Annotated in this window: 25 protein-coding genes; 17 read left to right on the forward strand and 8 right to left on the reverse strand. The window is 68.7% G+C overall.

Going from position 1 to position 24188, the window contains the following annotated elements:
* Positions 1 to 86: 86 nt before the first annotated feature.
* The 6 genes from bioB to ACFULV_RS25990 all read left to right on the forward strand — a co-directional run bounded on the left by bioB (position 87) and on the right by ACFULV_RS25990 (position 4101).
* Entirely contained in the window at positions 87 to 1100 is a 1014-nt protein-coding gene (gene bioB, locus ACFULV_RS25965) for a biotin synthase BioB (protein ID WP_378637307.1), read from the forward strand.
* A gap of 84 nt (positions 1101 to 1184) precedes the next feature.
* Complete coding sequence (locus ACFULV_RS25970) at positions 1185 to 1394, forward strand: hypothetical protein (protein ID WP_378637366.1); 210 nt, start codon at positions 1185 to 1187, stop codon at positions 1392 to 1394.
* The gene (locus ACFULV_RS25975) at positions 1394 to 2044 is read left to right on the forward strand and encodes a DUF2567 domain-containing protein (protein ID WP_378661025.1); all 651 of its coding nucleotides are present in this window, start codon (positions 1394 to 1396) and stop codon (positions 2042 to 2044) included. The genes ACFULV_RS25970 and ACFULV_RS25975 overlap by 1 nt, the downstream gene beginning before the upstream one ends.
* A gap of 70 nt (positions 2045 to 2114) precedes the next feature.
* Positions 2115 to 2648: a DUF1353 domain-containing protein gene (locus ACFULV_RS25980; RefSeq protein ID WP_378661028.1), complete on the forward strand. Its 534-nt coding sequence runs from the start codon at positions 2115 to 2117 to the stop codon at positions 2646 to 2648.
* 61 nt (positions 2649 to 2709) lie between these two features.
* Positions 2710 to 3837: an AI-2E family transporter gene (locus tag ACFULV_RS25985; protein WP_378661031.1), complete on the forward strand. Its 1128-nt coding sequence runs from the start codon at positions 2710 to 2712 to the stop codon at positions 3835 to 3837.
* Between the two features lie 96 nt (positions 3838 to 3933).
* Positions 3934 to 4101 (forward strand): hypothetical protein, encoded by a 168-nt coding sequence (locus ACFULV_RS25990; RefSeq protein WP_378637297.1) that lies wholly within the window; start codon positions 3934 to 3936, stop codon positions 4099 to 4101.
* A 10-nt stretch (positions 4102 to 4111) separates the two neighbouring features.
* On the opposite strand, the gene ACFULV_RS25995 is transcribed toward ACFULV_RS25990, so the two are convergent.
* Positions 4112 to 4921, reverse strand: a complete 810-nt coding sequence (locus tag ACFULV_RS25995; RefSeq protein ID WP_378637295.1) for an ABC transporter permease — start codon at positions 4919 to 4921, stop codon at positions 4112 to 4114.
* Positions 4918 to 5871, reverse strand: a complete 954-nt coding sequence (locus tag ACFULV_RS26000) for an ATP-binding cassette domain-containing protein (RefSeq protein WP_378661034.1) — start codon at positions 5869 to 5871, stop codon at positions 4918 to 4920. The genes ACFULV_RS25995 and ACFULV_RS26000 overlap by 4 nt, the downstream gene beginning before the upstream one ends.
* A gap of 94 nt (positions 5872 to 5965) precedes the next feature.
* Between ACFULV_RS26000 and ACFULV_RS26005 the strand changes: the two genes are divergently transcribed.
* Positions 5966 to 6631 (forward strand): TetR/AcrR family transcriptional regulator, encoded by a 666-nt coding sequence (locus ACFULV_RS26005; RefSeq protein WP_378661037.1) that lies wholly within the window; start codon positions 5966 to 5968, stop codon positions 6629 to 6631.
* Positions 6632 to 6650: 19 nt separating this feature from the next.
* Here ACFULV_RS26005 and ACFULV_RS26010 read toward each other — a convergent pair whose 3' ends face one another.
* Genes ACFULV_RS26010 through ACFULV_RS26020 form a run of 3 tightly spaced genes read right to left on the reverse strand, consistent with a single transcriptional unit; the run spans position 6651 to position 8328 of the window.
* Positions 6651 to 7148, reverse strand: a complete 498-nt coding sequence (locus tag ACFULV_RS26010) for a nitroreductase/quinone reductase family protein (protein WP_378661038.1) — start codon at positions 7146 to 7148, stop codon at positions 6651 to 6653.
* Between the two features lie 50 nt (positions 7149 to 7198).
* The gene (locus ACFULV_RS26015) at positions 7199 to 7591 is read right to left on the reverse strand and encodes a hypothetical protein (RefSeq protein ID WP_378661041.1); all 393 of its coding nucleotides are present in this window, start codon (positions 7589 to 7591) and stop codon (positions 7199 to 7201) included.
* A 20-nt stretch (positions 7592 to 7611) separates the two neighbouring features.
* Complete coding sequence (locus ACFULV_RS26020; RefSeq protein WP_378637282.1) at positions 7612 to 8328, reverse strand: NUDIX domain-containing protein; 717 nt, start codon at positions 8326 to 8328, stop codon at positions 7612 to 7614.
* A 78-nt stretch (positions 8329 to 8406) separates the two neighbouring features.
* Between ACFULV_RS26020 and nadA the strand changes: the two genes are divergently transcribed.
* From nadA to ACFULV_RS26040, 4 genes are all read left to right on the forward strand, one after another.
* On the forward strand, positions 8407 to 9444 hold the full coding sequence (gene nadA, locus ACFULV_RS26025) for a quinolinate synthase NadA (protein WP_378661043.1): 1038 nt from the start codon (positions 8407 to 8409) through the stop codon (positions 9442 to 9444).
* A 31-nt stretch (positions 9445 to 9475) separates the two neighbouring features.
* Positions 9476 to 11089 (forward strand): L-aspartate oxidase, encoded by a 1614-nt coding sequence (locus ACFULV_RS26030; RefSeq protein ID WP_378661044.1) that lies wholly within the window; start codon positions 9476 to 9478, stop codon positions 11087 to 11089.
* 145 nt (positions 11090 to 11234) lie between these two features.
* Positions 11235 to 12095 (forward strand): carboxylating nicotinate-nucleotide diphosphorylase, encoded by an 861-nt coding sequence (nadC, locus tag ACFULV_RS26035; protein ID WP_378637274.1) that lies wholly within the window; start codon positions 11235 to 11237, stop codon positions 12093 to 12095.
* A gap of 224 nt (positions 12096 to 12319) precedes the next feature.
* Positions 12320 to 13066, forward strand: a complete 747-nt coding sequence (locus ACFULV_RS26040) for an SDR family NAD(P)-dependent oxidoreductase (RefSeq protein ID WP_378661048.1) — start codon at positions 12320 to 12322, stop codon at positions 13064 to 13066.
* Between the two features lie 88 nt (positions 13067 to 13154).
* On the opposite strand, the gene ACFULV_RS26045 is transcribed toward ACFULV_RS26040, so the two are convergent.
* From ACFULV_RS26045 to ACFULV_RS26055, 3 genes are all read right to left on the reverse strand, one after another.
* Entirely contained in the window at positions 13155 to 14333 is a 1179-nt protein-coding gene (locus ACFULV_RS26045) for a winged helix DNA-binding domain-containing protein (RefSeq protein WP_378661050.1), read from the reverse strand.
* A 74-nt stretch (positions 14334 to 14407) separates the two neighbouring features.
* Complete coding sequence (locus tag ACFULV_RS26050; RefSeq protein WP_378661053.1) at positions 14408 to 14959, reverse strand: hypothetical protein; 552 nt, start codon at positions 14957 to 14959, stop codon at positions 14408 to 14410.
* Between the two features lie 48 nt (positions 14960 to 15007).
* Positions 15008 to 15340 carry an ArsR/SmtB family transcription factor gene (locus ACFULV_RS26055; protein ID WP_378637265.1) on the reverse strand — a complete coding sequence of 111 codons (333 nt, stop codon included), beginning with the start codon at positions 15338 to 15340 and terminating at the stop codon, positions 15008 to 15010.
* A 98-nt stretch (positions 15341 to 15438) separates the two neighbouring features.
* On the opposite strand from ACFULV_RS26055, the gene ACFULV_RS26060 reads away from it, so the two are divergent.
* The 6 genes from ACFULV_RS26060 to ACFULV_RS26085 all read left to right on the forward strand — a co-directional run bounded on the left by ACFULV_RS26060 (position 15439) and on the right by ACFULV_RS26085 (position 24157).
* On the forward strand, positions 15439 to 16647 hold the full coding sequence (locus ACFULV_RS26060) for an MFS transporter (RefSeq protein WP_378661056.1): 1209 nt from the start codon (positions 15439 to 15441) through the stop codon (positions 16645 to 16647).
* A gap of 87 nt (positions 16648 to 16734) precedes the next feature.
* Positions 16735 to 18900 (forward strand): TRAP transporter permease, encoded by a 2166-nt coding sequence (locus tag ACFULV_RS26065; RefSeq protein WP_378637260.1) that lies wholly within the window; start codon positions 16735 to 16737, stop codon positions 18898 to 18900.
* 46 nt (positions 18901 to 18946) lie between these two features.
* Entirely contained in the window at positions 18947 to 19927 is a 981-nt protein-coding gene (locus tag ACFULV_RS26070; protein ID WP_378661058.1) for a TAXI family TRAP transporter solute-binding subunit, read from the forward strand.
* A 92-nt stretch (positions 19928 to 20019) separates the two neighbouring features.
* Entirely contained in the window at positions 20020 to 21069 is a 1050-nt protein-coding gene (locus ACFULV_RS26075) for an alpha/beta hydrolase family protein (RefSeq protein WP_378661061.1), read from the forward strand.
* Between the two features lie 67 nt (positions 21070 to 21136).
* Positions 21137 to 21997 (forward strand): arylamine N-acetyltransferase, encoded by an 861-nt coding sequence (locus ACFULV_RS26080; RefSeq protein ID WP_378637252.1) that lies wholly within the window; start codon positions 21137 to 21139, stop codon positions 21995 to 21997.
* 111 nt (positions 21998 to 22108) lie between these two features.
* The gene (locus ACFULV_RS26085; RefSeq protein ID WP_378661062.1) at positions 22109 to 24157 is read left to right on the forward strand and encodes an acyltransferase family protein; all 2049 of its coding nucleotides are present in this window, start codon (positions 22109 to 22111) and stop codon (positions 24155 to 24157) included.
* Positions 24158 to 24188: the final 31 nt, after the last annotated feature.

The raw sequence follows: 24188 nt of genomic DNA on the forward strand, positions 1-24188 counted from the left end.
CTGAACACCGTTCAAGTTGCACGGCCACGCCGGGTGGACCACACCCACGGCACGTGCGCACACCCCCGTCGAAGGGACATCACGTCGTGACGCAGGCACCCGTCCAGACCGATATTCTGGCTATCGCCCGTGAGCAGGTGCTCGAGCGCGGCGAGGGCCTCACCGAGCAGCAGGCCGTCGAGGTGCTCCGCCTGGGTGACGAACACCTGGAAGCGCTGCTCGAGCTTGCCCACGACGTGCGGATGAAGTGGTGTGGCCCCGAGGTCGAGGTCGAGGGCATCATCAGCCTCAAGACCGGCGGCTGCCCCGAGGACTGCCACTTCTGCTCGCAGTCGGGCCTGTTCCAGTCGCCCGTGCGCGCGGCCTGGCTCGACATCCCCAGCCTGGTCGAGGCGGCCAAGCAGACCGCCAAGACCGGCGCCACCGAGTTCTGCATCGTCGCCGCGGTGCGCGGCCCCGACGAGCGCCTGATGGCGCAGGTCGCCGCCGGTGTGGAGGCCATCCGCAACGAGGTCGACATCCAGGTCGCGTGCTCGCTGGGCATGCTCAACCAGGAGCAGGTCGACCAGCTCGCCGCGATGGGCGTGCACCGCTACAACCACAATCTCGAGACCGCCAAGTCGCACTTCCCCAAGGTGGTCACCACCCACTCCTACGAGGAGCGCTTCGAAACCCTGCGGATGGTGCGCGAAGCGGGCATGGAGGTGTGCTGCGGCGGCATCCTCGGCATGGGCGAGACCATCGAGCAGCGCGCCGAGTTCGCCGCGCAGCTGGCGTCGCTGAACCCCGACGAGGTCCCGTTGAACTTCCTCAACCCGCGTCCCGGCACCCCGTTCGGTGACCTGGAGGTGCTGCCCGCCGCCGACGCGCTGCGCGCGATCGCCACGTTCCGGCTCGCGATGCCGCGCACCATCCTGCGTTTCGCCGGTGGTCGCGAGATCACCCTCGGCGACCTGGGCGCCAAGCAGGGCATGCTCGGCGGCATCAACGCCGTTATCGTCGGCAACTACCTCACCACCCTCGGCCGTCCCGCCGAGTCCGACCTCGATCTGCTCGGTGAGCTGAGCATGCCGATCAAGGCGCTCAACGAAACCCTGTAAAACGCTGTGTACGATCGAGTATCGACCCAGGTCGGCAGGGATGGCGCGACCGTCGAGTCACACTTCACGGAGGCGGTAACCGCATTGGACGAGCGCTACAACCCGTTCACCGGCAAGCGGATCGTGGCCGGGATCGACGATGTCACGCCCGCGTCGGCGACGCTCGGTCTGGAACCACCGCGATTCTGCGAGCAGTGCGGCCGCCGGATGATCGTGCAGATCAGCCCGGATGGCTGGTGGGCCAAGTGCTCACGGCACGGCGTCATCGAATCGGCACAGTTGGAACGCCGGTAGTGCTCGGCGGCGGGGAGCGCCCCGAGGTGTTGCGGCGCGAGATCGTCGGCGTCGGGATCGTCATGGCCGTGGTGCTGGTGGCGAGTGCGGCGGCCGGAGTAGTGTGGGGTCTGCTCGCACCGACCGAGCGGTTGCGGGTGACTCAGCCGGGGCGCGCCGCGGTGCTCACCGGCGAGAGTCTGCACCTGTTCGACGCGGTCGGGATGTTCCTGTGCTTCGGCGCGGTGGTTGCGGTACTGAGTGCGGTCGGGGCGTGGCGGGTGCGGACCACGCGCGGGCCCGCGCTCGTGCTCGGCATGCTGCTCGCCTCGGGGCTGGGCGCCGCGCTGATGATGTGGATCGGGGAATGGGTTGCGGGCGTGCGTCATCCGCGTCCCGACGATCCGGCGATCGGACAGATCGTCGCGCTGCCGGCGGAAGTCGGGACCGATCTCGCGCTGCTGATCCAGCCGTTCCTGGCCGCCCTGGTGCTGTTGTTCCTCGCCGCGTTGCACCCGGCCGTCGATCTGCATTCCGGCGCGGCCGGGCTGCTCGGCGACCTGCGCCCGGCCGATTTCGGCGACGAGTCCGACGACTACCGCCTGCCCTACGGTGCCGAACAGTATCGGCCGAGCGGCGATTTCGATCCGAGTTCGCAACCACGCGGCTGAGCGGCCATACAGCGATACCATTTTCGCATAACAGCAGGTAGATACCGGCTGTCGCGCGAGAGGAACGGTCGTGGGATTCATCGGTGGTGGTCCGGTCGTCGAGGAACTGGACGCGAAATTCTGGCGGCTCACCGAACCGCTCACCTACCAGGGCGCGGTCGAAACCTTCACCGTGCCTGCCGGATTCCGCACCGACTTCGCCTCGGTGCCGCGCGCTCTGGTGTGGCTCATCCCGCGCTACGGTGCCTACACCAGAGCCGCGATCCTGCACGACTATCTGTGCCGCACAGGCGAAGTCGGCCCCGCCGACGCCGACGGGATCTTCCGGCGCAGCCTGCACGAGGCCGGGGTTTCGGTGCCGCGACGCTGGATGATGTGGACGGCTGTGCGACTCGGCAGCCGGCTTCGTGGGGCGCGTGCGGTCGATGTGCTCGGGTGGGTGTTGATCGCGGTGCCGTCCCTGGTCTTTCTCGCGATCCCGGTGCTGGTGGTGACCGCGGCGCTGCTGGTGTTCTGGGTGGTCGAGCTGGGGTTCTGGGCCCTGGGGCGGATCACCCGCCGCACCGCGGCGCCCCCGCCGAAACCGCAGATGAAGACCGCCTGATCGCGGATCTCACCCGGAATGGGGGAGGTGGCGGCGTCTTCGCGTGGTTACCGTTCGGCGCATGTCCGAGCCGAGCACCGACACCGCACCTCCGGTCCAATGGTCGATTCCACGCGGTCTGATCGTGCTCCTGTCGCTCGGAGCGGGAGTGGTCACCATCGGCGGTCTGAAGGCGTTCTCCGGCATCGTGGGACCGGTCTTCCTCGCCCTCATGCTCACCATCGCGGTGCAACCGATCCAGAGTTGGGCGCGCCGCAAGGGCTGGCCTGCCTGGCTCGGCATGGCCGCGGCGCTGGTGGCGGTGATCGCGATCCTGTTCGGCATCGGTGGCGCACTGGCACTGTCGGCGGTGCAGCTGGCCTCGCTGCTGCCCGAATACGCCGACAAGCTCAACGAATTGCTCGACCACGGGCGCAATTGGCTGTCGGATCTCGGGGTGAGCTCCGACCAGATCCACAAGGCGCTCAGCGGCATCGACGTGGGTAAGGCCGCGAGTGTCATCGAGGAGCTGGTCGGCGGGGTGCTCGGAGTCTTCTCGAATCTGTTCTTCGTCGTGGCGCTGCTGCTGTTCATGGCCGTCGACGGGATGACGATGGACCGCCGGCTGGCGATCGTGGCTCGCGAGCGGCCCGCGATCGCGCAGGCACTGGAGAATTTCGTCACCGGGACACGCAAATACCTCATCGTGTCCACGGTGTTCGGCGCCATCGTGGCCGTGATCGATGGTGGGGCGCTGTGGTTGATGGGGGTACCGCTGCCGATCCTGTGGGCGCTGCTGTCGTTCATCACCAACTACATCCCGAACATCGGGTTCGTCATCGGCGTCATCCCGCCCGCGCTGCTGGCCCTGCTCGACAGCGGTCCGGTGCTGATGATCTGGGTGATCGTGGTCTATTCGGTGATCAACTTCGTGATCCAGTCGATCATTCAGCCCAAGTTCGTCGGTGACGCCGTGGGCCTCGGCGTCACCATCACGTTCCTGTCGCTGGTGTTCTGGGCGTGGGTGATCGGTGCGCTCGGCGCACTGCTGGCGATTCCGCTGACGCTGCTGGTGAAGGCGCTGCTGTTCGACATCGACCCGACAACGCGATGGGCGGATGTGCTGATCGGTGCGCCGATCGACCAGAAACCGCCGCGCAAGGAATCAGGCAAGCCGACCGGGGCCCAGACGGCGGTGGACAAGGAATAGCGGGCGCCACGGATCGGTTCACCGAAAACCAGTGGAATGCGGTCGGACCCGCTCCCTATCCTGGCAGCATCGTATTTTCGGGGGAGGACCTTGACCATGAAGACCGCAGCCGGGCAATCCACCGAGCCGCCCGCCGAGCGACCCGATCTGGTCGCCTGGCGCCGCCGCCACGCCCTGCGCAGCTCGTCCGCTGCCACCGCGGTGCCCAGCGGACGAACCTACCGGCGTTCGCCGAAGCACCGCGATCGCCGCCAGGACGGCTGAACAGGACTTGTCAGGAATCGGTGGAATACCGGCGAATCGCGATGGGGACCGCGACCGCGAACAATGCGATCATCCAGGCGGTCGCCGCCGCGACGGGATGTTGCATCGGCCATGCGCTGCCGGCCGGGTCGGGCAGGCCGGCGCCGAGTAGCTCGCGCAGCGCCGCCACGAGACTGCTCACCGGATTCCATTCGGCGATCGCCGCGATCACCGTCGGCATCGACGACGTCGGCACGAAGACATTCGAGAACATCAACGTGCCGAAGATCAACGGCGCGGTCTGTTGCAGCATCTGCTCGTCGCGGACCGCCGCGCCGAGCGCGATGCCGAGCCAGGACAGCGCGCAGCGGAATGCGAGCAGTAGCACCAGCGCCGCCACGATCTCGCTCGGCGTCGCATCGATCCGCCAGCCCATCAGATAGCCGGCTCCCGCCATGAGTGCGATTGCCAAGGTACCGACGACGGTCTCGGCCAGCGCGAATCCTGCCGGTGCCGCCGCGGCCGACAGCGGCAGGGCTCGGATCCGATCGGTGAAGCCGCTGTGCAGGTCGGCATTCGCGGTCATCGCGGTCGATGTCAGGCCCATGGCCGCGACCAGGACGAGCACCCCCGGCACCAGGTAGGAACGGTATTCGCTCGCATCGCCGCCGCTGGCCAGCGCACCGCCGAAGACGAAGCCGAACAGGAGCATCATGCCCAGTGGCGCGGCCAGCGTGATCGCGAACAGACCAGGGGAATTGCGGTAATTCGTCAGAACCCGCCGAAACAGCACCCACGCGCCCGTGAACAGGGACACCGCACGAGTGTCGGTGGCGCTCATGCCGTGATCCGATCACGACCGGTGAGCGCGAGGAACGCGTCGTCGAGCGTGGTGACGCGGGCACCGATATCGCGGACGGCGATGCCCGCGGCGTCGAGCGCGCGCAGGACCGGCAGCAGGCCGGGAGCTTCGCCGGAGAACATGAACGACAATCCGATCGGCGAATGCTGTTGGTCCGGTGGGGGATCCGTCGGTGAGCCGCCGAATCCGTCGAGCACCGACAGCACTTCGTGGTATCGGAGTGGATCTTCGATGACGACGTCGAGACCGGCGGGTACGGTCGCCAGAATCTGTTCTGGTGTGCCGGCCGCGATCACCCGACCCGCTTGCAGGATGGTGATGGCGTCAGCCAGGCGCTGCGCCTCGTCGAGATACTGGGTGGTGAGCAGCACCGTGGTGCCTTCGGCGACGAAATCCCGGACGTAGCCGTAGATCTCGTTGCGGCTGTGCGGGTCGAGACCGGTTGTGGGCTCGTCCAGAAACAGGACCGCGGGACGCACGATCATGCCCGCGATGATGTCGAGCCTGCGGCGCATGCCGCCGGAATAGGTGCTCACCACGCGATCGGCTGCCTCGGCCAGTTCGAATCGGTCGAGCAGCTCGTTCGCGTGCTTGCGCGCCTTCGCGGCGTGGAAGCCGTTGAGGCGGGCGAGCATCACGAGATTCTGACGTCCGGTCAGGCGCGGGTCGACGGCGTGGAACTGGCCGACCAGGCCGAGTTGTCGCTTCGCGTCGTTCGCCTGACGGACGGTGTCGAATCCCCGGATCGCGGCGCGGCCAGAGGTGGGACTCGACAGGGTCGCCAGCATGCGCACAGTGGTGGTCTTGCCCGAGCCGTTCGGGCCGAGCAGCGCGTGTACCTGGCCGGGGGGTACCTGCAGGTCTACGTGGTCGACGACGGTGTTCTTGCCGTAGGTCTTGGTCAGTGCGGCCGATTCGATGGCGTGCACGGCGATCTCCCTCCATTGGGAACAGTGTTCGCAATGGAGCATACGCATCTGCTAACAGTGTTCGCAACTATTGTTCTGCGGCATGCTGGCAGGTATGACGAAGACCGGAGCCTCGTTGTGGTCGCGCGCCGCGGCGCCACGGCCGGGACCGCGCCCGGCGTACACGCTCGATCAGCTCGCCGACGCCTGTGTGCGGCGGGCCGATGACGGCGGATTGCGCGCGGTCTCGATGCGCGGCGTGGCCGACGAGCTCGGCACCGCCGCCGCGTCGTTGTATCGCTACGTCGACGGGAAGGACGACCTGATCGCGCTGATGGTGGACCGTGTCGCCGGCGAGTACGACTACCCGGAGCCGACCGGTGATGTGCGCACCGACGTGCTCACGCTGGCCGGACAATCCCGCACGCTGCACCGCCGGCACTCCTGGCTGGTGCAGGCCAAGCCGTCTGCCATGGGCCCGAACTCGGTGCGTTACCTCGATCGGATGGTCGGCGCGCTCGCACCGGCGGGGCTCGATGCGGGTGCGACCATGATGGGCGTGGCGATGCTGTCGGGCTGGGGTGCGAATTTCGGCGCGCAGGAAGCGGCGGGGCTGACGACCGGTGGCCTCGGTGCCGATCTCGCGTCCATGACCGGCGACTACCCGAATCTGCTCGCGCTGTTCGGTGCGGCGCCGACCGGGGAGACACCGCCTGACAACGACGCGGTGTTCGCCGCGGGTATCGACGCGCTGCTGCTCGGAATTCTGCCTCGCGCGTGAAGGGTGAGCCGTGAGCGGTCTAGCTCGGCGAGGTAGTTCTCGTCAGCACCACCAGCGGTAGCGGCTTGTCGACCTTGGCCTGGTATTCGGCCAGCAAGGAGTTCTCCGCCAGTGCCCATGCCGCGAACTCGTCGTAGCGCTCGCCGGTGAGCACGTCGGCCGTCGCCGCGAACTTCTCGCCGCCCAGTTCGATCGTCACCCGTGGGTCGGCCTTGGCGTTGTGATACCAGGCCGGGTACCGATCCTCGATGAACGAGCTCACATACATCAGGTCACCGCGATACAGCGCGCCGAGCGGAACCACATGCGGCTTACCGCTTTTGGCGCCCGTCGTCGTCAGCAACAGCAGGGTGGCACCCGCGTAGTCGCCCCCGACCCGACCCCGGTTCTCCCGGAACTCCGTGATCACCCCGTCGTTCCAGCCCGCCATCTCCTCCTCGGAGAACTCCTTGTTCCAGGGAGCATCCGGGTCGTCGTAGGAGGTGGTCTGCTTCGCGCCCGCCGCGTCGTTGTCCATGCTCGCAGTGTGGCACCGGCCACCGACAACTTCCGTCCGCCGACCGGCTGTCACCCCTGCGTGGTCTGCACGGTGATCCGGTAGCCGAGGGTGAGTCCTTTGCCGATGTGCGCGGCTCCGCCCAGATGCAGCCATCGGTCGGTGCCGCCGCGTGGATCGGCCAGATAGGCCGCGCGCACGTAGTCGACACCGGCGGGAAACCCGCCGGCGGCCGAGGACACGGTGCTCATGACATACGCCTCGGCCCACACCTGGGGTTCGGGCTCGTTGCCCGGCAGGGGTGCGACGTGCGGGACGAACGCGCCGAACTCGTCGGCCGGTGCTCGATGGGACTGCAGGAACCGGCCCGTCATGGCGAGTCGCACGATGCCGCTGTAGACGGTGCAGATCGGGGTCAGCCGCAACGGCGGGGCGGGCTGGATATCGCACTGCAATTCGCTCATAGGTGCAGTGTGCACTTCGGTCAGGTCGGCGGACGGAGGGCGGCGAACTCGTCGGTCACTCGCAGGCCGGAGTCGGTGAAGCGGTAGAGCGCCGCGGGACGGCCGCCTGCCCGGCCGGACGGGGCGGTGTCGCCGGTGGGGGTGATCACCTTGCGGCGGGTGAGGACTCGCTGGAGGTTGGTGGTGTCCACGTCGTAGCCGAGTGCGGCGCAATAGATTTCGCGCAGGGTCGACATGGTGAAAGTGTCGGGGGCCAGGGCGTAGGCGATGTTGGTGTAGGACAGCTTGGCGGCCAGGCGGGTGCGGGCGTGGTCGACGACGGTGCGATGGTCGAAGGACATGTCGGGCAGATTCGAGACCGGGTGCCAGGTGGTGTCGGAGGGGAGTTCGGGTTCGGTCGTGAGGGGGACCAGGCCGAGGTAGGCCGAGGCGATGCGGCGCGGGGCGGGGACGCGGTCGGGATTGCTGAACACCGACACCTGCTCGAGGTGGTGGAGGTCGCGCACGTCGACCTTCTCGGCGAGCTGGCGCCGGGCGGAGGTGTCGAGGTCCTCGTCGTCGCGCAGGCGGCCGCCGGGTAGCGACCACGTGCCTTTCTGCGGATCGAGCGCGCGTTCCCACAGCAGAACCGCCAACTCCGGGTGCTTGGCGCCTCTACCTGCGGAAACGCTCGAGGGGAAGCGGCGAACCTGGAACACCGCGGTGAGCGATTCGTGGATGGTGTTACTATGGGGCACGTTTTCGATTGTAAGTCGAAAACCTGGTTTGGTGCGAATCGCGGCGATGGAGCCGCTCGCACGATGAAGGGAGCCACCATGGCGACGACGACTGCACAGCGGACGCTGATGGATTCGGTCTTCGACGGACCCACGGGCTACGCGGGTGTCGAAGCGACGCCGGAATGGGCGCAGGAGGTGCGCCGCCTGGCGCGCGAACGCAATGCGACCATCCTCGCGCACAACTACCAGCTGCCCGAGATCCAGGACGTGGCCGACCACGTCGGCGACTCGCTGGCCCTGTCGCGCATCGCGGCCGAGGCCGAAGAAGGCACCATCGTGTTCTGCGGCGTGCACTTCATGGCGGAGACGGCCAAGATCCTCAGCCCGGCCAAGACCGTGCTCATCCCGGACCAGCGCGCGGGCTGCTCGCTGGCCGACTCGATCTCCGCCGACGAACTGCGTGCCTGGAAAGCCGAGCACCCCGACGCGATGGTGGTGTCGTATGTGAACACCACCGCCGAGGTGAAGGCACTCACCGACATCTGCTGCACCTCCTCCAACGCCGTCGACGTGGTCGACTCGATCGACCCCGACCGCGAAGTGCTGTTTCTGCCGGACCAGTTCCTCGGCGCGCACGTCAAGCGTGAGACCAAGCGCGAGAACATGCACATCTGGGCGGGCGAATGCCACGTGCACGCCGGCATCAACGGCGACGAGCTCACCGAGCAGGCCCGCACCCACCCCGATGCCGAGCTGTTCGTGCACCCGGAGTGCGGTTGCGCCACCTCGGCGCTGTACCTGGCCGGCGAGGGCGCGTTCCCGGCCGAGCGGGTGCACATCCTGTCGACCGGCGGCATGATCGACGCGGCGAAGGCGTCGCACTCCAACCAGGTCCTGGTGGCGACCGAGATCGGCATGCTGCACCAGCTGCGCAAGGCGGCCCCCGGGATCGACTTCCAAGCCGTCAACGATCGCGCGTCCTGCAAGTACATGAAGATGATCACCCCGGCCGCGCTGCTGCGCTGCCTGGTCGAGGGCGCCGACGAGGTGCACGTCGACCTGGCGATGGCCGAGGCCGGTCGCGCCTCGGTGCAGCGGATGATCGCCATCGGCAACTCCGGCGGTGGCGAGTGACCGGCACAGCGCGGCCGAGTCGGTAACGACCATGACGGTTCCTGTTTCCTGGGAGGCCGAGGTCGACCTGGTCGTCATCGGCGGCGGCGTCGCCGGGCTCACCGCCGCGCGCACGGCCTCGTTGCGCGGGCTGCGGGTGCTCATCCTGAGCAAGGGAGGCCCGACCGACACGTCGACCCAGTACGCGCAGGGCGGCATCGCGGTCGTCGCTCCGCTCGGTGATTCGGTCGACTCGCACGTGCGCGACACGGTCGAAGCCGGTGCCGGGTTGTGCGAGGTCGACGCGGTGCGTTCGATCGTCGAGGGTGGACAGGCCGCGGTCGCGGCGCTGACCGACCTCGGTGCGGTATTCGACCTCGGTCGCGACGGGCAGATCTCGCGCACCCGCGAGGGCGGGCACAGCACGCGTCGCATCATCCACGCCGGTGGGGACGCGACCGGAGCCGAGGTGCAGCGCGCGCTCAACGCGGCGGGATTGCCTGTGCTGTTCGGTGCCGCCGCGCTACGCGTGGTGACCGGTGCCGAGGGCGTACAGGGTGTGATCGCGGTGTCGGACAACGGGTTCGGCATCGTGCACACGCCCGCCGTACTGCTGGCGACCGGTGGTTTGGGGCAGCTCTACGCGCTGAGTACGAATCCGCCGGGGGCGACCGGTGACGGTGTGGCGCTCGCACTGTGGGCCGGGGCCGCCGTGGCCGATCTCGAATTCGTGCAGTTCCATCCGACGGTGCTCTACACGCCCGGCGGGGTGGGCAGGCGACCGTTGATCAGCGAGGCGGTGCGTGGCGAAGGCGCGATACTCGTCGATTCCCAAGGGAACTCGGTGACGGCCGGGCACCCACGTGGCGATTTGGCGCCTCGTGATGTGGTGTCGCGGGCGATCGCGGAGCGGATGCGGACGCTCGGATCCGACCATGTCTTCCTCGACGCCCGCGCCATCGAAGGGTTCGCGCAGCGATTCCCGACCATCACCGCCTCGTGCCTGGCGGCGGGTATCGACCCTGTGGCGCAACTGATTCCGGTCGCGCCTGCCGCGCACTACCAGTGCGGTGGTGTTCTCACCGACACGCACGGGCGGACCGGTGTCGCCGGGCTCTACGCGGCGGGCGAGGTCGCCAGGACCGGGCTGCACGGTGCCAACCGATTGGCCTCCAACAGCTTGCTCGAAGGGCTCGTGGTGGGTGAGCGTGCCGGTGTGGCGGCCGCCGAGCGGGTCGGGGTTCGTGCTCGGGTCGAGGAGATCTCCTCGTGGACAGTGGAATTCGCCGATCGCTCGGTGGTGCAGCAGGCGATGACCGCGCATGCCTCCGTCGTTCGTGACGGTGACGGACTCGCGCGGGCGCGCAGGCGGATCGACGGTGCGATGTCGGCAGTGTCGTCGCTCGACTCGGCTACTGCTGATTCACCGGCGGCGGCACAGCATCTGCGTCGTATCGAGGACGCGGCGCTCACCTTGACCGCGCGTGCGCTGCTCGACGCGGCCGCGGCGCGTACCGAGAGCCGAGGGTGCCACACGCGTGCGGAGTCGCCCGGCGCGGTCGAGGATCAGCGGCACAGCACGGCGATTCGGCTCCAGCCGGAGGGCACGCTCGAACTGTTCACCGTGCCCGCGGAATGCGGTGCGGTGCCCCTCGGCGTGCGTTGACCAGCGGCGTTGCCGGCCGAGTTCACTCGAATCGGGTGGGTCGCAGCTGGAAATCACAGTCGGACAAGCAATATCGGTGGAGTAGTGACCCGCTCCGCCGCTTCGACCGAGGCGCACTGTGCGCCCGAGAATTAGGAGTGCGGTGATGGCACTGGACGCCACTCTGGACCGTGACGAGCTGCTGGCGCTGATCGGCAACGCCCTCGACGAGGACCTGCGCTACGGGCCCGACGTCACCACGATCGCCACCGTTGCCGAGGACGCGGTGAGCAAAGCCTCGGTCGTCTCGCGCCAGCACGGCACCGTCGCGGGTCTGGACGTCGGGCTGCTCGTGCTCGACGAGGTCCTCGGCGCGGGCACCTACGAGATCACCGCGCGGGTCGCCGACGGCACCCGGGTGGAGCCGGGCACCTCGGTGCTGAGCATCGTCGCCCCCACCCGCGGCCTGCTCACCGCCGAACGAACCATGCTCAACCTGGTGTGTCACCTGTCCGGCATCGCCACCGCCACCGCCGCCTGGGTCGACGCCGTCGACGGCACCGGGTGCGAGATCCGCGACAGCCGCAAGACGCTGCCCGGCCTGCGCGCCCTGCAGAAGTACGCGGTCCGGGTCGGCGGCGGCGTCAACCACCGCATGGGGCTGGGCGATGCCGCCCTCATCAAGGACAACCACGTGGTGGCCGCCGGTTCGGTCGTCAACGCCCTGCGCGCGGTCCGCGCCTTGGCACCCGACATCGCCTGCGAGGTCGAGGTCGACAGCCTCGAACAACTCGATGCTGTCCTCGCCGAAAACGTCGAACTCGTCCTGCTGGACAACTTCCCCCTCTGGCAGACCCAGGCCGCCGTCCAGCGCCGCGATGCCGCGGCCCCCGCGACGAAACTCGAGTCCTCCGGCGGACTCTCACTCGACCAAGCCGCCGAATACGCGGGCACCGGCGTCGACTACCTCGCCATCGGCGCCCTCACCCACTCGGTCCGCGTACTCGACCTCGGCCTGGACATGTGAGGTCATCTCGAAGCGACGCAGACCCGCGGACGGCCTTCGTCAGTCAACCCCGCAGGGCGCTGATCGGTCGCGGCGTGCCCTTGGCGGCCGCCTAGGTCATCAGCCGAATCCATTCGGGCTCTTCAGCATTCACCGGACCATTGTGACGGACTCGTCTGCGCGGGTGGTGGGTGCGAAATGTGGGGTGCGGATGGGGAGCGTGCTGCTGTGGCAGGGTGGGTGGTGTGGTCGAGGAGAGTCGTGGGGTGTTGGTGACCGGTGCTTCGCGGGGGATCGGGCGGGCGATCGCGGTGGCGTTCGCGGAGCAGGGGGATCGGGTCGCGGTGCATTATTCGTCGCGGCGCGAGGACGCGGCTGCGACGTTGGCGCAGTTGCCCGGCGTGGGGCATGTGTCGATCGGTGGTGATCTCGGGACCGCGGAGGGTGCGGCGTCGGTGGTCGATGCGGCGATCGAAGGCCTCGGGACGGTGCATGTGCTGGTGAACAATGCGGCGGTCAACATCGCGCATCCGCTGGCCGACACCAGTTATGAGGAATGGCAGCGGGCTTGGCGTCGAACGGTGGACGTGAATCTGCTCGGCACCGCGAACACGTCGTACTGTGCGGCCAGGCACATGATCGAGCGTGGAGTTGCCGGGCGCATCGTGAACATCGGATCGCGTGGCGCTTTTCGCGGCGAACCGGATCACCCCGCCTACGGGGCGAGCAAGGCCGGGGTGCACGCACTCGCACAGTCTTTGGCGGTATCGCTCGCACCGCACGGTATTTCGGTTGCCGCGGCCGCGCCCGGTTTCGTCGCGACCGAACGTGTTGCCGAGCGGGTGACCGAAGCGGTCAAGGCGCAGAGTCCGTTCGGCCGCGTCGGCACCCCCGAGGAGATCGCCGCGGCGGTGCGGTTCCTGGCATCGCCCGAGGCGACCTGGGCATCCGGGACTGTGCTCGACGTCAACGGTGCCTCGTATCTGCGCTGACCAGGGCCCGGCCCGTTCGTGCCGTCTTGTCCGGTTTCGACTAGGCGCTGCGCCGCATCGGCAGGATATTGCCGAAATAGTTGTCGGTTCAGGCGGTGAGTTCGCGTTGTAGTGGGGTCCGGAAGCGGGGGATGGCTCGGATATCGCCGAACCAGGTTGTGGTGCGGTCTATTTCGGCGTCGATCAGCTTCTGTGTGTCGGTGTCCACGTCCTCGAGGAGGCGGGTGACCACTTCGCCGTCGGGGCGTTGGGCCCAGCCGCCTACTATGCGGCCGTCGGCCCAGATGGAGGGGCCGATGTTGCCGTTGGTGTCGAACAGGGCGGGGGCGTGGGGGCCGAGGAACCAGCCCCGGGATTGCCAGCCCATGGGGGTGGGGTCGAGGGCGGGGAGCAGGGCCGCCCAGGGTTCGGGGGTGGGGACGGGGGTGAGGTCGTCGGCGAGGATCAGGCCGGGGGTGCCGTCGAGGTCTACCTCGACTGTGTCGAGTTCGGCCAGGGCTTTCCGGACTTCACCGAGGGTCCAGCCGGTCCACCATTTCAGGTCGGTGATCGGGGCCGGGCCGAAGGCGTACAACCACTGACGTACCAGTTCGACGCGAGCCTCGGCGGCCGACAGCGGTGAAAACCCCTGGGGTAGCCAGGTTTCCACGGGCGCCCAGGTGTACTGGCTGCTGGTCCAGCTGCCGTTCGGGCGGCCGCGCACTATCCGGCCCTCGGCGCCGAGCACCACCAGCACCCAGGTGGTGATGCTCGTCGGTTTGGAATAGGACTTTCCGGGGGCGGTGTCGATCTGGGTGCGCAGCCGCGCCACATCTTTGCTCAGCTGGACACCGGTTGCCGCGCCACGGGTCAGCAGCGCCGCGTGCGTCTCGGCTTCTACCTCGGCCAGCCACGTCGAGATGTCACCGTCGACGACGCCCGCCTGCTCGATGAAGCGGCCGTAGGTGCGACGTTGCTTGTGGGCCAGCGCATCGCAGGTGGACGCCTGCAGAACCGGCAGCAACTCGGTCGGCGCGACGAACATCGTGCGGCGCATGGCCAGCATGCGAAGCAGTGCCCGGTCGTCGTACAGCGCCTTCTCGACATCGGCGGGAGTGAGGTCGATGCCCCGAGCACCGACCGACAGGTACACCGTCGCCGGATCGGTGGCATGCAGAACCACCATCGAACGGGCGATGTCCACGGGGTCGTTCGAACGGGCCGACGGCGCGAGGCGATGCCTGGTCGCGACTCGGGCGCGACGCTGCGCGGTATCGATCGAGAGCATGAGCGGATCGTAGGCGGGGGCACCGACAATCGCGGGGCAGGTCCGGTCGAGTGGGCAGTGATGGCCGAAGCGGGTTACGTCGGCGGTGGTGCGCAGGCGAGACCGTCGAGGAACGCCGCGGCCTCGCGACGGGTGCCCAGCCGGACGAAGGTGAGATCCCGGAATGCCGGATCGTCCTGTGCCGCGAGGTAGCTCGCCCGGTTCTTCGCATGGGTCGTCCAGGCCCACATGATCACCGATCGTGCCGGGTCGAGCGAGATCATCTCGCGCCAGCGCTCCCGGTTGCCGTTCCACAGCTCGCGTCCGGTCAGCGCCCGGCCCACCGTCCGGCCGACGATCTGGCGCATGACCAGCGACCGGGGCAGATCGAACCAGGCCACCGTATCGGCACGTCGCCACACCAGATCACCGAGTTTGCCTCGGTAGTTGCCGTCGACCACCCAGGCATCGCCGGCGATCCGCTCGGCGACCGCGGCCTGGAACTCGGGCGCGGCCATCGGTGTCCAGTTCGGCTGATGGTGGATCGCGTCGAGCTCGATGTGCGGGATGTCGAGCCGGTGCGAGATCTGTCGGGCCAGCGTGCTCTTGCCCGACCCCGAAGTCCCCACCACCACGATTCGTCGCATCACGGCCACCACGACATTATCCACGCCGGTTCGGCCTGGACCACGGGTTTATTCGGGCCGCCACGTGCGGACGAGGTCGAGGAGGCCGGGGAATCGGGCGTCGAGGTCGGCTACCCGGACCTGGCTGCGGCGTTCGAGGCCGTAGCGGTGCTGGCGGGTGATGCCTGCTTCGCGCAGGGCGCGGAAGTGGTGGGTGAGGGTCGACTTGGGGCGGTCGATGCCGAACCAGCCGCAGGGGCGGTCGAGGTCGGGGGATTCGGTGAGCAGCTTCCGCACGATGCCGAGGCGGAGCGGATCGCTGAGTGCGCCGAGGACGACATCGAGGCGCAGGTCGGCGCGTGCTGGTTCGGGAAGTCGTTCGGCTTCGGTCGTTGCCTGCATGGGACACCTTCAGGTCGGGGCTTGTACGAATCTTATCGTACTGAGTATATTCGACTTTTGTCGTACTTGTACGAGATAAGTCGAACCAAGGAGTGGGCATGACGATCCAGGCAGCGGCGCCACGGGTGCGAGATGGGGCGATCTGGGCGGCGGCGTGGCCGGTCCTCGCGGTGTTCGTGCTCTCGAACGCCGCCACGCCGCTCTACGTCGTGTGGCAGCGGGAGATGGGATTTTCCTCGGGCACGCTCACCCTCGTCTTCGCCTGCTACATCGCGGGATTGCTCGGGGCGCTGACCGTCGCCGGCGTGGTCTCCGATCGGGTGGGGCGTAAGCCGGTGCTGCTGCCCGCGATCGTGCTGGCGATGGTGGCCTGCGTGCTGTTCGCCTGCGCCGGTTCGGTTCTCGTGCTCGCGCTGGCGCGATTGCTCACCGGCGTCGCGGTGGGGTGCGCGGTCTCGGCGGGGATGGCGGCGGTGACCGATATCGCGGGCCGGGAGCGGTCGGCGAAAGGCGCGCTGGCGGCCTCGGTGGCCATGGTGCTGGGCGCCGGCCTGGGTCCGCTGCTGGCCGGGGTCTCGTCGGAGGCCGCGCCCGGTGCGACGGTGACTGTGTTCGCGGTCGAAATCGTGCTACTGGCAGTGGCTTTCGTGGTGGTGTTGCGAATGGATCTGCCGAGCGGTGCGGGCGGGCGCGGTCCGTGGATCCGGTTGCCCGCGGTACCGGCGCGGGGCAGGACAGCGATGCTGCTCGGGATTGTCGCCTTCGCCCCCGGCATCACGGCCACGTCTTTCGTCCTGTCGCTGGGCCCGTCGGTTCTCGGGATGCTCGGCTCGGCGAATCGGGTCGTGGCGGGTGCGCTGGCCTTCGTGATGTTCCTGGCCGCGACGGGGATCCAGGTCGCGATGCGGCGCAGGAGTATTCGCGTGATCCTGCTCGGCAGCTCGGTGGCGACGGTGGGGAGTGCGGTCGCGCTGATCGGCGCGGTCGCGACGACGGCGGTGCCGGTGTTCGGTGTGGCGGCCGTGCTGGCCGGGATGGGGCAGGGGCTCGGACAGCTCGGCGGTTTGACCGCGATCGGATCGGCGGTGCCGCCGGACCGGCTGGCCGAGGCCAACGCCGCGCAGAACGTGGGCGGTTATCTGCCCGCCGCGGTGTTGCCGCTGGCGACGGGTTTTCTCGGCGATGCGGCGGGGTTGGCCACGGCCACCACGGTTTTCGCGATCGTCGTCGCGGCCACCGCCTCAGCGGGCGCCACCTTCGCGCTGCGCCGGGGTGCGGAAGTGGATCGTGGGACAGCACAGCGGTGAGCGGCATCCGCGTACTGTCCATTTTGTGCAGACTGCACGGTTGTCGATTTCGTCACCGGCCGTGAATCTCGTTGCTATCGTCCGCTCATGAACGCAGCGCCACCGGTTGTCACTGCGGCTGAGCTGGGGGTGGACGACGAGGAGCGGCCCGCGCGGGTGCTCTCCGGGTTCCCCGGTCGGCTGGTCGGCGGCGTCGCGCTCGGGCTCGCGCTGCTGTCGGTGTGGCAGGTGTTTCGGCCGTTGGCGCAGGGCAGCCAGTACTACCTGGTCATCTTTCTGGCTGTCGCGCTGCCGCTGGTGTACCTGAGCTATCGGTCGTGGTGGGGTCCGCTCGATCGGGCCGACGGGCCTTCCGTGCTCGACTGGGTGCTGGCGGCGATCACCCTGGTGGTGTGTCTGTATCCGGTGCTGCCGATGCGAATCGGTGACGCGGGTGGGGGATACGACGCGTTTCTCGATCGGCAAGGGATGCTCGCGCCGCTCGATGTCGTGATGGGCGGGTTGCTGCTGGTGCTCGTACTGGAGGCGTGCAGACGCACCACCGGGGTGATCCTGCCGGTGGTGTGTCTGGTGTTCCTGGGGTACGGGTACTACGGCGGTCTGCTGCCGCAGGACTGGTCGATCGCGCACGCGGGCCTCGACGTCGATCAGATCGTCGACGCGCTGTACAACTCCGGCAGCGGCTTCTACGGCACGCCCCTCGACGTCGCCGCCAGCTACATCGTGTTGTTCACGCTCTACGGAGCGGTACTCGAATTCTCCGGTGCGGCACGGTTCTTCGTCGATCTGTCGGTGTCGCTGTTCCGGCGCTCGCACAGCGCGGCCGGGCGCACGGCAGTGGCGTCGGGATTTCTGCTCGGGACCGTCTCGGGCTCGGGAACCGCGACCGCGGTGAGCACCGGCGCGGTGACCTGGCCGATTCTGCGTAAGGCCGGTTACCGGCCCGAACAGGCGGGCGGGATGCTCGCGGCGGCGGGTGTCGGTGCGATCCTGTCGCCGCCCACGCTGGGAGTCGCGGCATTCATCGTCGCCGAATATCTCGACGTGTCGTATGTGACGGTACTGGGGTGGGCCCTGATCCCGACGCTGCTGTACTACCTGGGCATTCTGCTGTCGGTCGAGATCGACGCGCGCCGGATCCACGCGGACGGGCGGGCGCCCGCGGATCTGGCCGACGGCCCGCTGCCGACGCCGTGGTGGAAGCTGCTGGGGCGCTTCGGGTATCACTTCTCATCGTTGATCGTGATCGTCGTGCTCTTGCTGGCAGGGGTGAGCGCGACCCGGGCGGTGGTGTACGCGACGGTGCTCGCGCTGCTGCTCGCGATCCCGGACCGGATGCTGCGCAGTGCCGCGGCGACCGATGCGTCCGCGGCCGCGCCCACCGACCTCACGAAAACGCCCGCTGAACAGAGCAAGACGGAATCGGCTGAGGGCGTCTCGGTGCGAGCGGAGCGGCATCGCTGGACACGCAAGAGCGTGGGGCAGTTCGTGATCGAAGCCTTGCGCTCGCTGTCGTACGGGATGCGCTCGGCGCTGCCGGTGGTCGCGGTGTGTGCGGCGGCGGGCGTGATCACCGCGATGACCACCAAGACCGGCCTCGGTGCGCAACTGGCCGCGCTGCTGGTCAAGGCCGGATCGGCGCTGTCCGACGATCCCGCCGTCGTGCTGGCGACCACCGCGGTGCTGGCGGCGATCGCGTTGTCGCTGCTGGGTCTGGCGGTCCCGGTGACGGCGTCGTTCGTCATCGGCTGGGTGATCATCGGGCCCGCGCTGCTCGACCTGCACGTCGCCGCACCCGCCGCCGCCATGTTCGTCTTCTACTTCTCGGTGCTCTCGGAGGTGACGCCGCCGACCGCGCTGGCCGCCGTCGGCGCGGCCGCGGTGACGGGTGCGAAGGCGATGCCGACGATGTGGCACGCCCTGCGGTACGCGCTGCCCGCGTTCCTGGTGCCGCTGATGTTCGTGCTCACCGACTCCGGGCAGCACCTGCTCGGACGCGGTGCGGTGCTCGACGTGCTGTGGGTCAGCGCGGCAGCCTGCGTCGGCGTCGCGGCGCTGGCGGCGGCGACGGGCGGGTGGCTGTTCGGGATCGGCGCGATCGGCCCGATCCCGCGCGTCATCGCCGCCGCCGCGGGACTGATTCTGCTGTACCCGAATCCGGTCGCCACCGGGATCGGGCTCGGCGTGCTGGTCGTCGCCGTGGCGGCGGGCCTTCTCGGCCGGGCGAACAGAACATCCACGGACACACCGTGATCCGCGGAATCGGCAGGCGGCCTGGCCGTCGACGGAAGGGGACCTGATGGTCAGAACAATTGTCGCCGTGGTCGCGGCCGCCGTGTTACTCACCGGCTGCGGCGGCCGGCAGGACACCCCGACCGCCGACGCGGGCGGCGAGGTGACCTGTGCGGTGAAGCAGGACACCAGGATCGGCATCGCCACCGGTAACGCGACCGGCGTGTACTTCGCGCTGGGCAACGCCTACGCCGAGCAGATCTCCGCCGCCACCGGCGGGACCGTGAAGGCCACCGCGGCCGAGACCGGCGCGTCCGTGCAGAACATCCAGCAGGTGGTCGGCGGCACCTATCAGGTCGGCTTCTCGCTCGCCGACTCCGCGGCCGACGCGGTCGCGGGCACGGGCAGCTTCACCAGCGCGCAGCCGATCCGCGCACTGGCCCGGCTCTACGACAACTACACCCAGGTCATCGTGCGCACCGACGCCGGCATCAACTCCCTCGCCGACCTGCGCGGCAAACGGGTCTCCACCGGCTCGCCCAAATCGGGGACCGAGGTGATCGCCCAGCGCGTGCTGCAAGCCGCGGGACTCGATCCCGACAGCGACGTCGACGCCCAGCGCCTCGATCTGACCAAGACCGTCGACGGTCTCAAGGACGGCTCCATCGACGCGATGTTCTGGTCCGGTGGCCTGCCGACGCCGGGCATCACCGACTTGTTCACCACTGCCAAGGACAAGGTCCGCTTTCTCGATATCACCGGTGTGCTGCCGAAGCTGAAGGAGATCAACCCGGTCTACGAGACGGGCTCGATCCCGGCCGCCACTTACGGGCTGCCCGCCGACGCGCCGACCATCGTGGTGCCGAACCTGCTCGTGGTGCGCGACGATCTCGACGCGAACCTGGCCTGCGTGCTGACCAAGACGTTGCTGGATCGTAAACCCCAACTGGAGCAGGCGAATCCGGCCGCCAAGGGAATCAACGCCGACACCGCGAGCAAGACGGCGCCGGTGCTGTTGCATCGCGGGTCGGAGGTCGCACTGCGCTGACGGCACGGCGAACGGATCCACGTCGACACGGGATTTCCGGCGGTCCTCGCGATCCCTACACCGTGGGGTTGCGAGGACCGTGCCATGTCGGCGTGGGAACGCGCGACGATGTGCTGGACCCCCGTCCACCGGTGGCGGACAATCGCGACATGAAGCGGGTCGGGGTCGTCGTGGCGGTGTGCGCGCTGCTGGTCGCGATATCGGCCGCGGTCGGGCCCGCCCTGCACGGGCAACCGCCGTGCGCACCGGGCGTCGACCTGCGACAGGTCGCGATCACCGTGGACGGCGAGCGTGCGACCGGGCGCGTATACGAGCCGTTTCGCTGTGTCCCCGGCGATATCCCGGCCACGAAGCTGGTGGTCGCGGTGCACGGGCACGGTGGGTCGTCGGCCGATTTCGCCCCGTACATGTCCGCGCTCGCGCGCACGGGCAGGTCGCCGATTCTGCTCATGGACCTGCGCAGCGCCGACGGACCGTGGCGCACCGGCGACTGGAATCTGTGGGCGGGCTGGCACGACCTGGTGGCGGCAACCGAGTGGTATCGCGGCGAGCATCCCGCTATCGCGTCCACTGTCCTGTGGGGGTGGAGTCAGGGCGGCATCACCAGCGGGCTCGCGGTGGCACACGGGCCGCCCGGGCTGTTCGACTACTGGATCGACAACTACGGCCCCTCCGACGATTTCACGATGTGGGCGGCCGGCGGCTCGGCGGATCCCGCACTGCCACGCCAGATCGAACGTGACGCGGGCGGCTGCACGCCGATGATCTGCCCGCTCGCCTACATCGAGCGTTCGCCCGCGCTGCTCGCCGACCGGCTGACCATGCGCCGGGCCTTCCTGATCCACGGCACCGCCGACGCCATCGTGCCCTTCGCGACCAGTGTGGAATTGCGTGCGGCGATGACCGCGGCAGGCAAACCGTTCTCCTTCTACACCGTGGTCAGCGGGCGTGACCTGACCGGCGCGATCGTCCCGGGCGATCACTCGGTCGGACCGGCGCTGTTCGAGGGCGGGTGTGTGGTGTTGCGCCTGCTCGCGGGAACCGAGCCGCTCGCGCCGCAGGTCATCGACTATGTCGTCGATGTCGAGCACGGTTCGGTCACCGCGCCCCCAGCCCCCGTGGGCGTGAAGTGCGCGGCCTGAGACACGCGGGAACAAGGTCCGGCGAACCACGGTTGTGCGAGAAGACACCGACCGGAACGAGGATGCGATGACCGACGTAGTGCCCGACGATCACGGCTGGCAGGGTGCCGAGCTCGATCTGGACGCCTATCTGTCCAGGATCGGCTACGACGGGCCACGCACGGCATCGGTCGACACCCTGCGCGCTGTGGTGCGCGCCCACACGACCACCATCCCGTTCGAGAATCTGGAGATCATCCTCGGCCGGGGCATCCCGCTGGATCTGAACTCCCTGCAGGACAAGCTGATCCGTCGCAGCCGCGGCGGTTACTGCTACGAGAATGTGGGGATCTTCGCCGCCGCACTCGAACGGTTCGGGTTCGGCGTCGCGGGACTCAGCGGCCGGGTCACCTACGGTGTGGCCGACACCGGCGTCCTGCGGCCCGCGACCCACGCTTTGCTGCGCGTGACCACGCCCGACGACGATCGCGTCTGGATCTGCGATGTCGGTTTCGGTTTCGGCCCGTTGGCGCCGTTCGAACTGGTCGACAGCGAAGGCGAATTCACGCTCGGCGACTGGCGCTACCGGCTGGAACGCCGGGCCGGTGACCTGTGGGTGCTGTTCCAGTTCAGCCGCGACGGCTGGATCGACCGCTACACCTTCACCGAGAACCCGCAGTTCCGCATCGACTACGCGGTCGGCAACCACTTCGTGTCGACCTCGCCACGTTCGCCGTTCACCACGCGACCGTTCCTCCAGCGATTCCTGCCCGACGTCCACCACGTGCTCGATGACCTGACGCTGAGCTCGGAATACCCCGACGGCACTGCCACTTCGCGTGATCTCGATCCCACCGAGCTGCCCAAGGTGCTGGCGGAAGTGTTCGACATCGACCTCGACGAAGACGACGCCGCCACCCTGACGACCACACCCTGGCGAACCGGATAACACCCTCCCCACACGGCACGGCGGTTTGCTTCCTGGGTGGCGCTACGGCAAATTGATGGTTACTTGCCGGGAAACAATTCCTTTGTGGGGGCCGATTCTGTGGGGTCGTTGGTGCCGAATGTTCGGACCGCATCGCCGGGTGCGGCGGTCCGTGGCACCGTCGAACGCCGCCGGGATCTGGACGGGCTGCGCGGGATAGCGATCGCGCTCGTGGTGGCGTTTCATGTGTGGGCCGGCCGCGTATCCGGCGGTGTCGATGTCTTTCTGGTGCTGTCGGGGTTCTTCTTCACCGGCGCCGTGGTGCGCGGGGTGGAGCGGCGCGGCGGGGTGTCCGCGGCGGAGACCGCGCGACGGACCGCGCGCAGGCTGATGCCGTCGTTGGTGGTGGTGTTAGGAGCGATTCTGCTCGCCACGGTGGTGTTGCGGCCCTACACCCAGCTGGGCGAAGCCGCCGCGCAGACGTTGGCGTCGATGTTCTACGGACAGAACTGGTATCTGGCCACCGCCGAGCTCGACTATCTCTCGCCCGATCCGTCGGTGAGCCCGCTCCAGCACCTGTGGTCGATGTCGGTGCAGGGGCAGTTCTACCTGGCGATCTTCGTGCTGCTGGCGGGGTGGGCCTGGTTACGCAGGCGCGGTTCGGCCGGGCGGCTCACCTTGCTGATCGTGCTGGCCGGGCTGGCGTCGCTGTCGTTCTGGTACGCGGCATCGGGCACCGCGCAGCACCAGGCCTGGACCTACTACGACAGCATCGCGCGCGGCTGGGAGCTGCTGGCCGGTGCGCTGCTGGCCGTCGCGGCGCCCTGGCTGCGGATACCGGACCGGCTGCGTGGGTTCGCGGCCGCCCTCGGTCTGGCCATGGTGCTGTCGTGTGGGCCGCTGTTCGACGGCGCGAATCAGTTCCCCGGTGTCGCGGCGCTCTGGCCGGTGGCGGCCGCCTGCCTGGTGATCGCCTCCGGGTTCGGCGTAGCCGCGCGGGCGTGGCCGAACCGCCTGTTGGCCGGACGGTTCTGCACCGAACTCGGCGCGCTGGCCTATCCGCTGTACCTGTGGCACTGGCCGATCCTGATCTTCTACCTCGGCGAGACCGGGCGGGCGAATGCCGGCGTCGTCGACGGTGTGGTGGTGATCGGCGCCTCGCTGGTCCTGGCCTACGCGACCACCCGTCTGATCGAGACGCCGCTGCGCATGCCACCGCGCGGCCAGGAGGTCGAGAACCGCAGGCTGACCGGCGCCCTGGTCACCGCCACGGCGGTCGCGGTATTGATCGCCTCGCTGGGGTGGCAGGTGGTGCTGGTGGCCAACCCGGCGGTGCCGCCGCAGGCGCTGGACACCCACCGCTATCCGGGCGCCGCCGCTCTGCTCTCCGGCGCCGAGTACTCACCGGAACCCATGCGGCCCACCGTCTTCGAAGGACAGGCCGACACTCCGCCGCCGACCACCGACGGCTGCATCACCCCCAACCGGGAAGTCCGCGTCTGTACCTACGGCGACCCCACCGCCGCGCGCTCGATCGCGCTGGTCGGTGGGTCGCACTCCGAGCACTGGCTGCCCGCGCTGGAACCACTCGCCCTCGAACACGGGTTCCGGGTGGTCTCCTACCTCAAGGAAGGCTGTCCGGTTGTCCTCGCCGATCAGCCGTCCTACGCCGAGTGGCCCTTCCCCGAGTGTCACGAATGGTCGGTCGAGGTGCTCGACCGGCTGGCCGCCGACCCCCCGAACTGGGTGCTGACCCTGTCCACCCGCTACCGCCAGAACGGCACGGGCGACGAGGTGCCCAACGAATACCTCGAAGTATGGACGGCGTTGCAGGACCGTGGCCTCAACGTGCTCGCCCTGCGTGACACGCCTCGGTTACGCCGCGACGGCGTCCTCTACCGCGCCACCGACTGCCTCGCCCACCGCGGCGACCCCGACAGCTGCGGGCTCGATCGCGCCGACGTGCTCGACCCGCGCGATCCCGCCCAGGAGCCCGCGGCCGGCTACCCGAACGTCCATCCGCTCGACCTGTCCGACGCTGTCTGCCGACCGCTGCGCTGCCGGGTGGTCGAGGGCAATGTGCTCATCTATCGCGACGAGCACCACCTGACCGCCAGCTACGCCCGCTCGCTCGCCCCCGAACTCGGCCGCCAGATCGGGGCGATCACCGGCTGGTGGTAGCGGACGGGCTCGTCACAGCAGAAACGACAAC

The organism is Nocardia sp. NPDC057272 (assembly GCF_042668615.1).
Classification (GTDB): domain Bacteria; phylum Actinomycetota; class Actinomycetes; order Mycobacteriales; family Mycobacteriaceae; genus Nocardia.

What these genes read in the sequence shown, in the direction of transcription:
- ACFULV_RS25985 (WP_378661031.1), top strand. Translation starts at nt 2,710, where the DNA reads ATGTCCGAGCCGAGCACCGACACCGCACCTCCGGTCCAATGGTCGATT.
- ACFULV_RS25990 (WP_378637297.1), top strand. Translation starts at nt 3,934, where the DNA reads ATGAAGACCGCAGCCGGGCAATCCACCGAGCCGCCCGCCGAGCGACCC.
- ACFULV_RS25995 (WP_378637295.1), bottom strand. Translation starts at nt 4,921, where the DNA reads ATGAGCGCCACCGACACTCGTGCGGTGTCCCTGTTCACGGGCGCGTGG.
- ACFULV_RS26005 (WP_378661037.1), top strand. Translation starts at nt 5,966, where the DNA reads ATGACGAAGACCGGAGCCTCGTTGTGGTCGCGCGCCGCGGCGCCACGG.
- ACFULV_RS26010 (WP_378661038.1), bottom strand. Translation starts at nt 7,148, where the DNA reads ATGGACAACGACGCGGCGGGCGCGAAGCAGACCACCTCCTACGACGAC.
- ACFULV_RS26015 (WP_378661041.1), bottom strand. Translation starts at nt 7,591, where the DNA reads ATGAGCGAATTGCAGTGCGATATCCAGCCCGCCCCGCCGTTGCGGCTG.
- nadA (WP_378661043.1), top strand. Translation starts at nt 8,407, where the DNA reads ATGGCGACGACGACTGCACAGCGGACGCTGATGGATTCGGTCTTCGAC.
- ACFULV_RS26030 (WP_378661044.1), top strand. Translation starts at nt 9,476, where the DNA reads ATGACGGTTCCTGTTTCCTGGGAGGCCGAGGTCGACCTGGTCGTCATC.
- nadC (WP_378637274.1), top strand. Translation starts at nt 11,235, where the DNA reads ATGGCACTGGACGCCACTCTGGACCGTGACGAGCTGCTGGCGCTGATC.
- ACFULV_RS26045 (WP_378661050.1), bottom strand. Translation starts at nt 14,333, where the DNA reads ATGCTCTCGATCGATACCGCGCAGCGTCGCGCCCGAGTCGCGACCAGG.
- ACFULV_RS26050 (WP_378661053.1), bottom strand. Translation starts at nt 14,959, where the DNA reads ATGCGACGAATCGTGGTGGTGGGGACTTCGGGGTCGGGCAAGAGCACG.
- ACFULV_RS26055 (WP_378637265.1), bottom strand. Translation starts at nt 15,340, where the DNA reads ATGCAGGCAACGACCGAAGCCGAACGACTTCCCGAACCAGCACGCGCC.
- ACFULV_RS26060 (WP_378661056.1), top strand. Translation starts at nt 15,439, where the DNA reads ATGACGATCCAGGCAGCGGCGCCACGGGTGCGAGATGGGGCGATCTGG.
- ACFULV_RS26065 (WP_378637260.1), top strand. Translation starts at nt 16,735, where the DNA reads ATGAACGCAGCGCCACCGGTTGTCACTGCGGCTGAGCTGGGGGTGGAC.
- ACFULV_RS26070 (WP_378661058.1), top strand. Translation starts at nt 18,947, where the DNA reads ATGGTCAGAACAATTGTCGCCGTGGTCGCGGCCGCCGTGTTACTCACC.
- ACFULV_RS26080 (WP_378637252.1), top strand. Translation starts at nt 21,137, where the DNA reads ATGACCGACGTAGTGCCCGACGATCACGGCTGGCAGGGTGCCGAGCTC.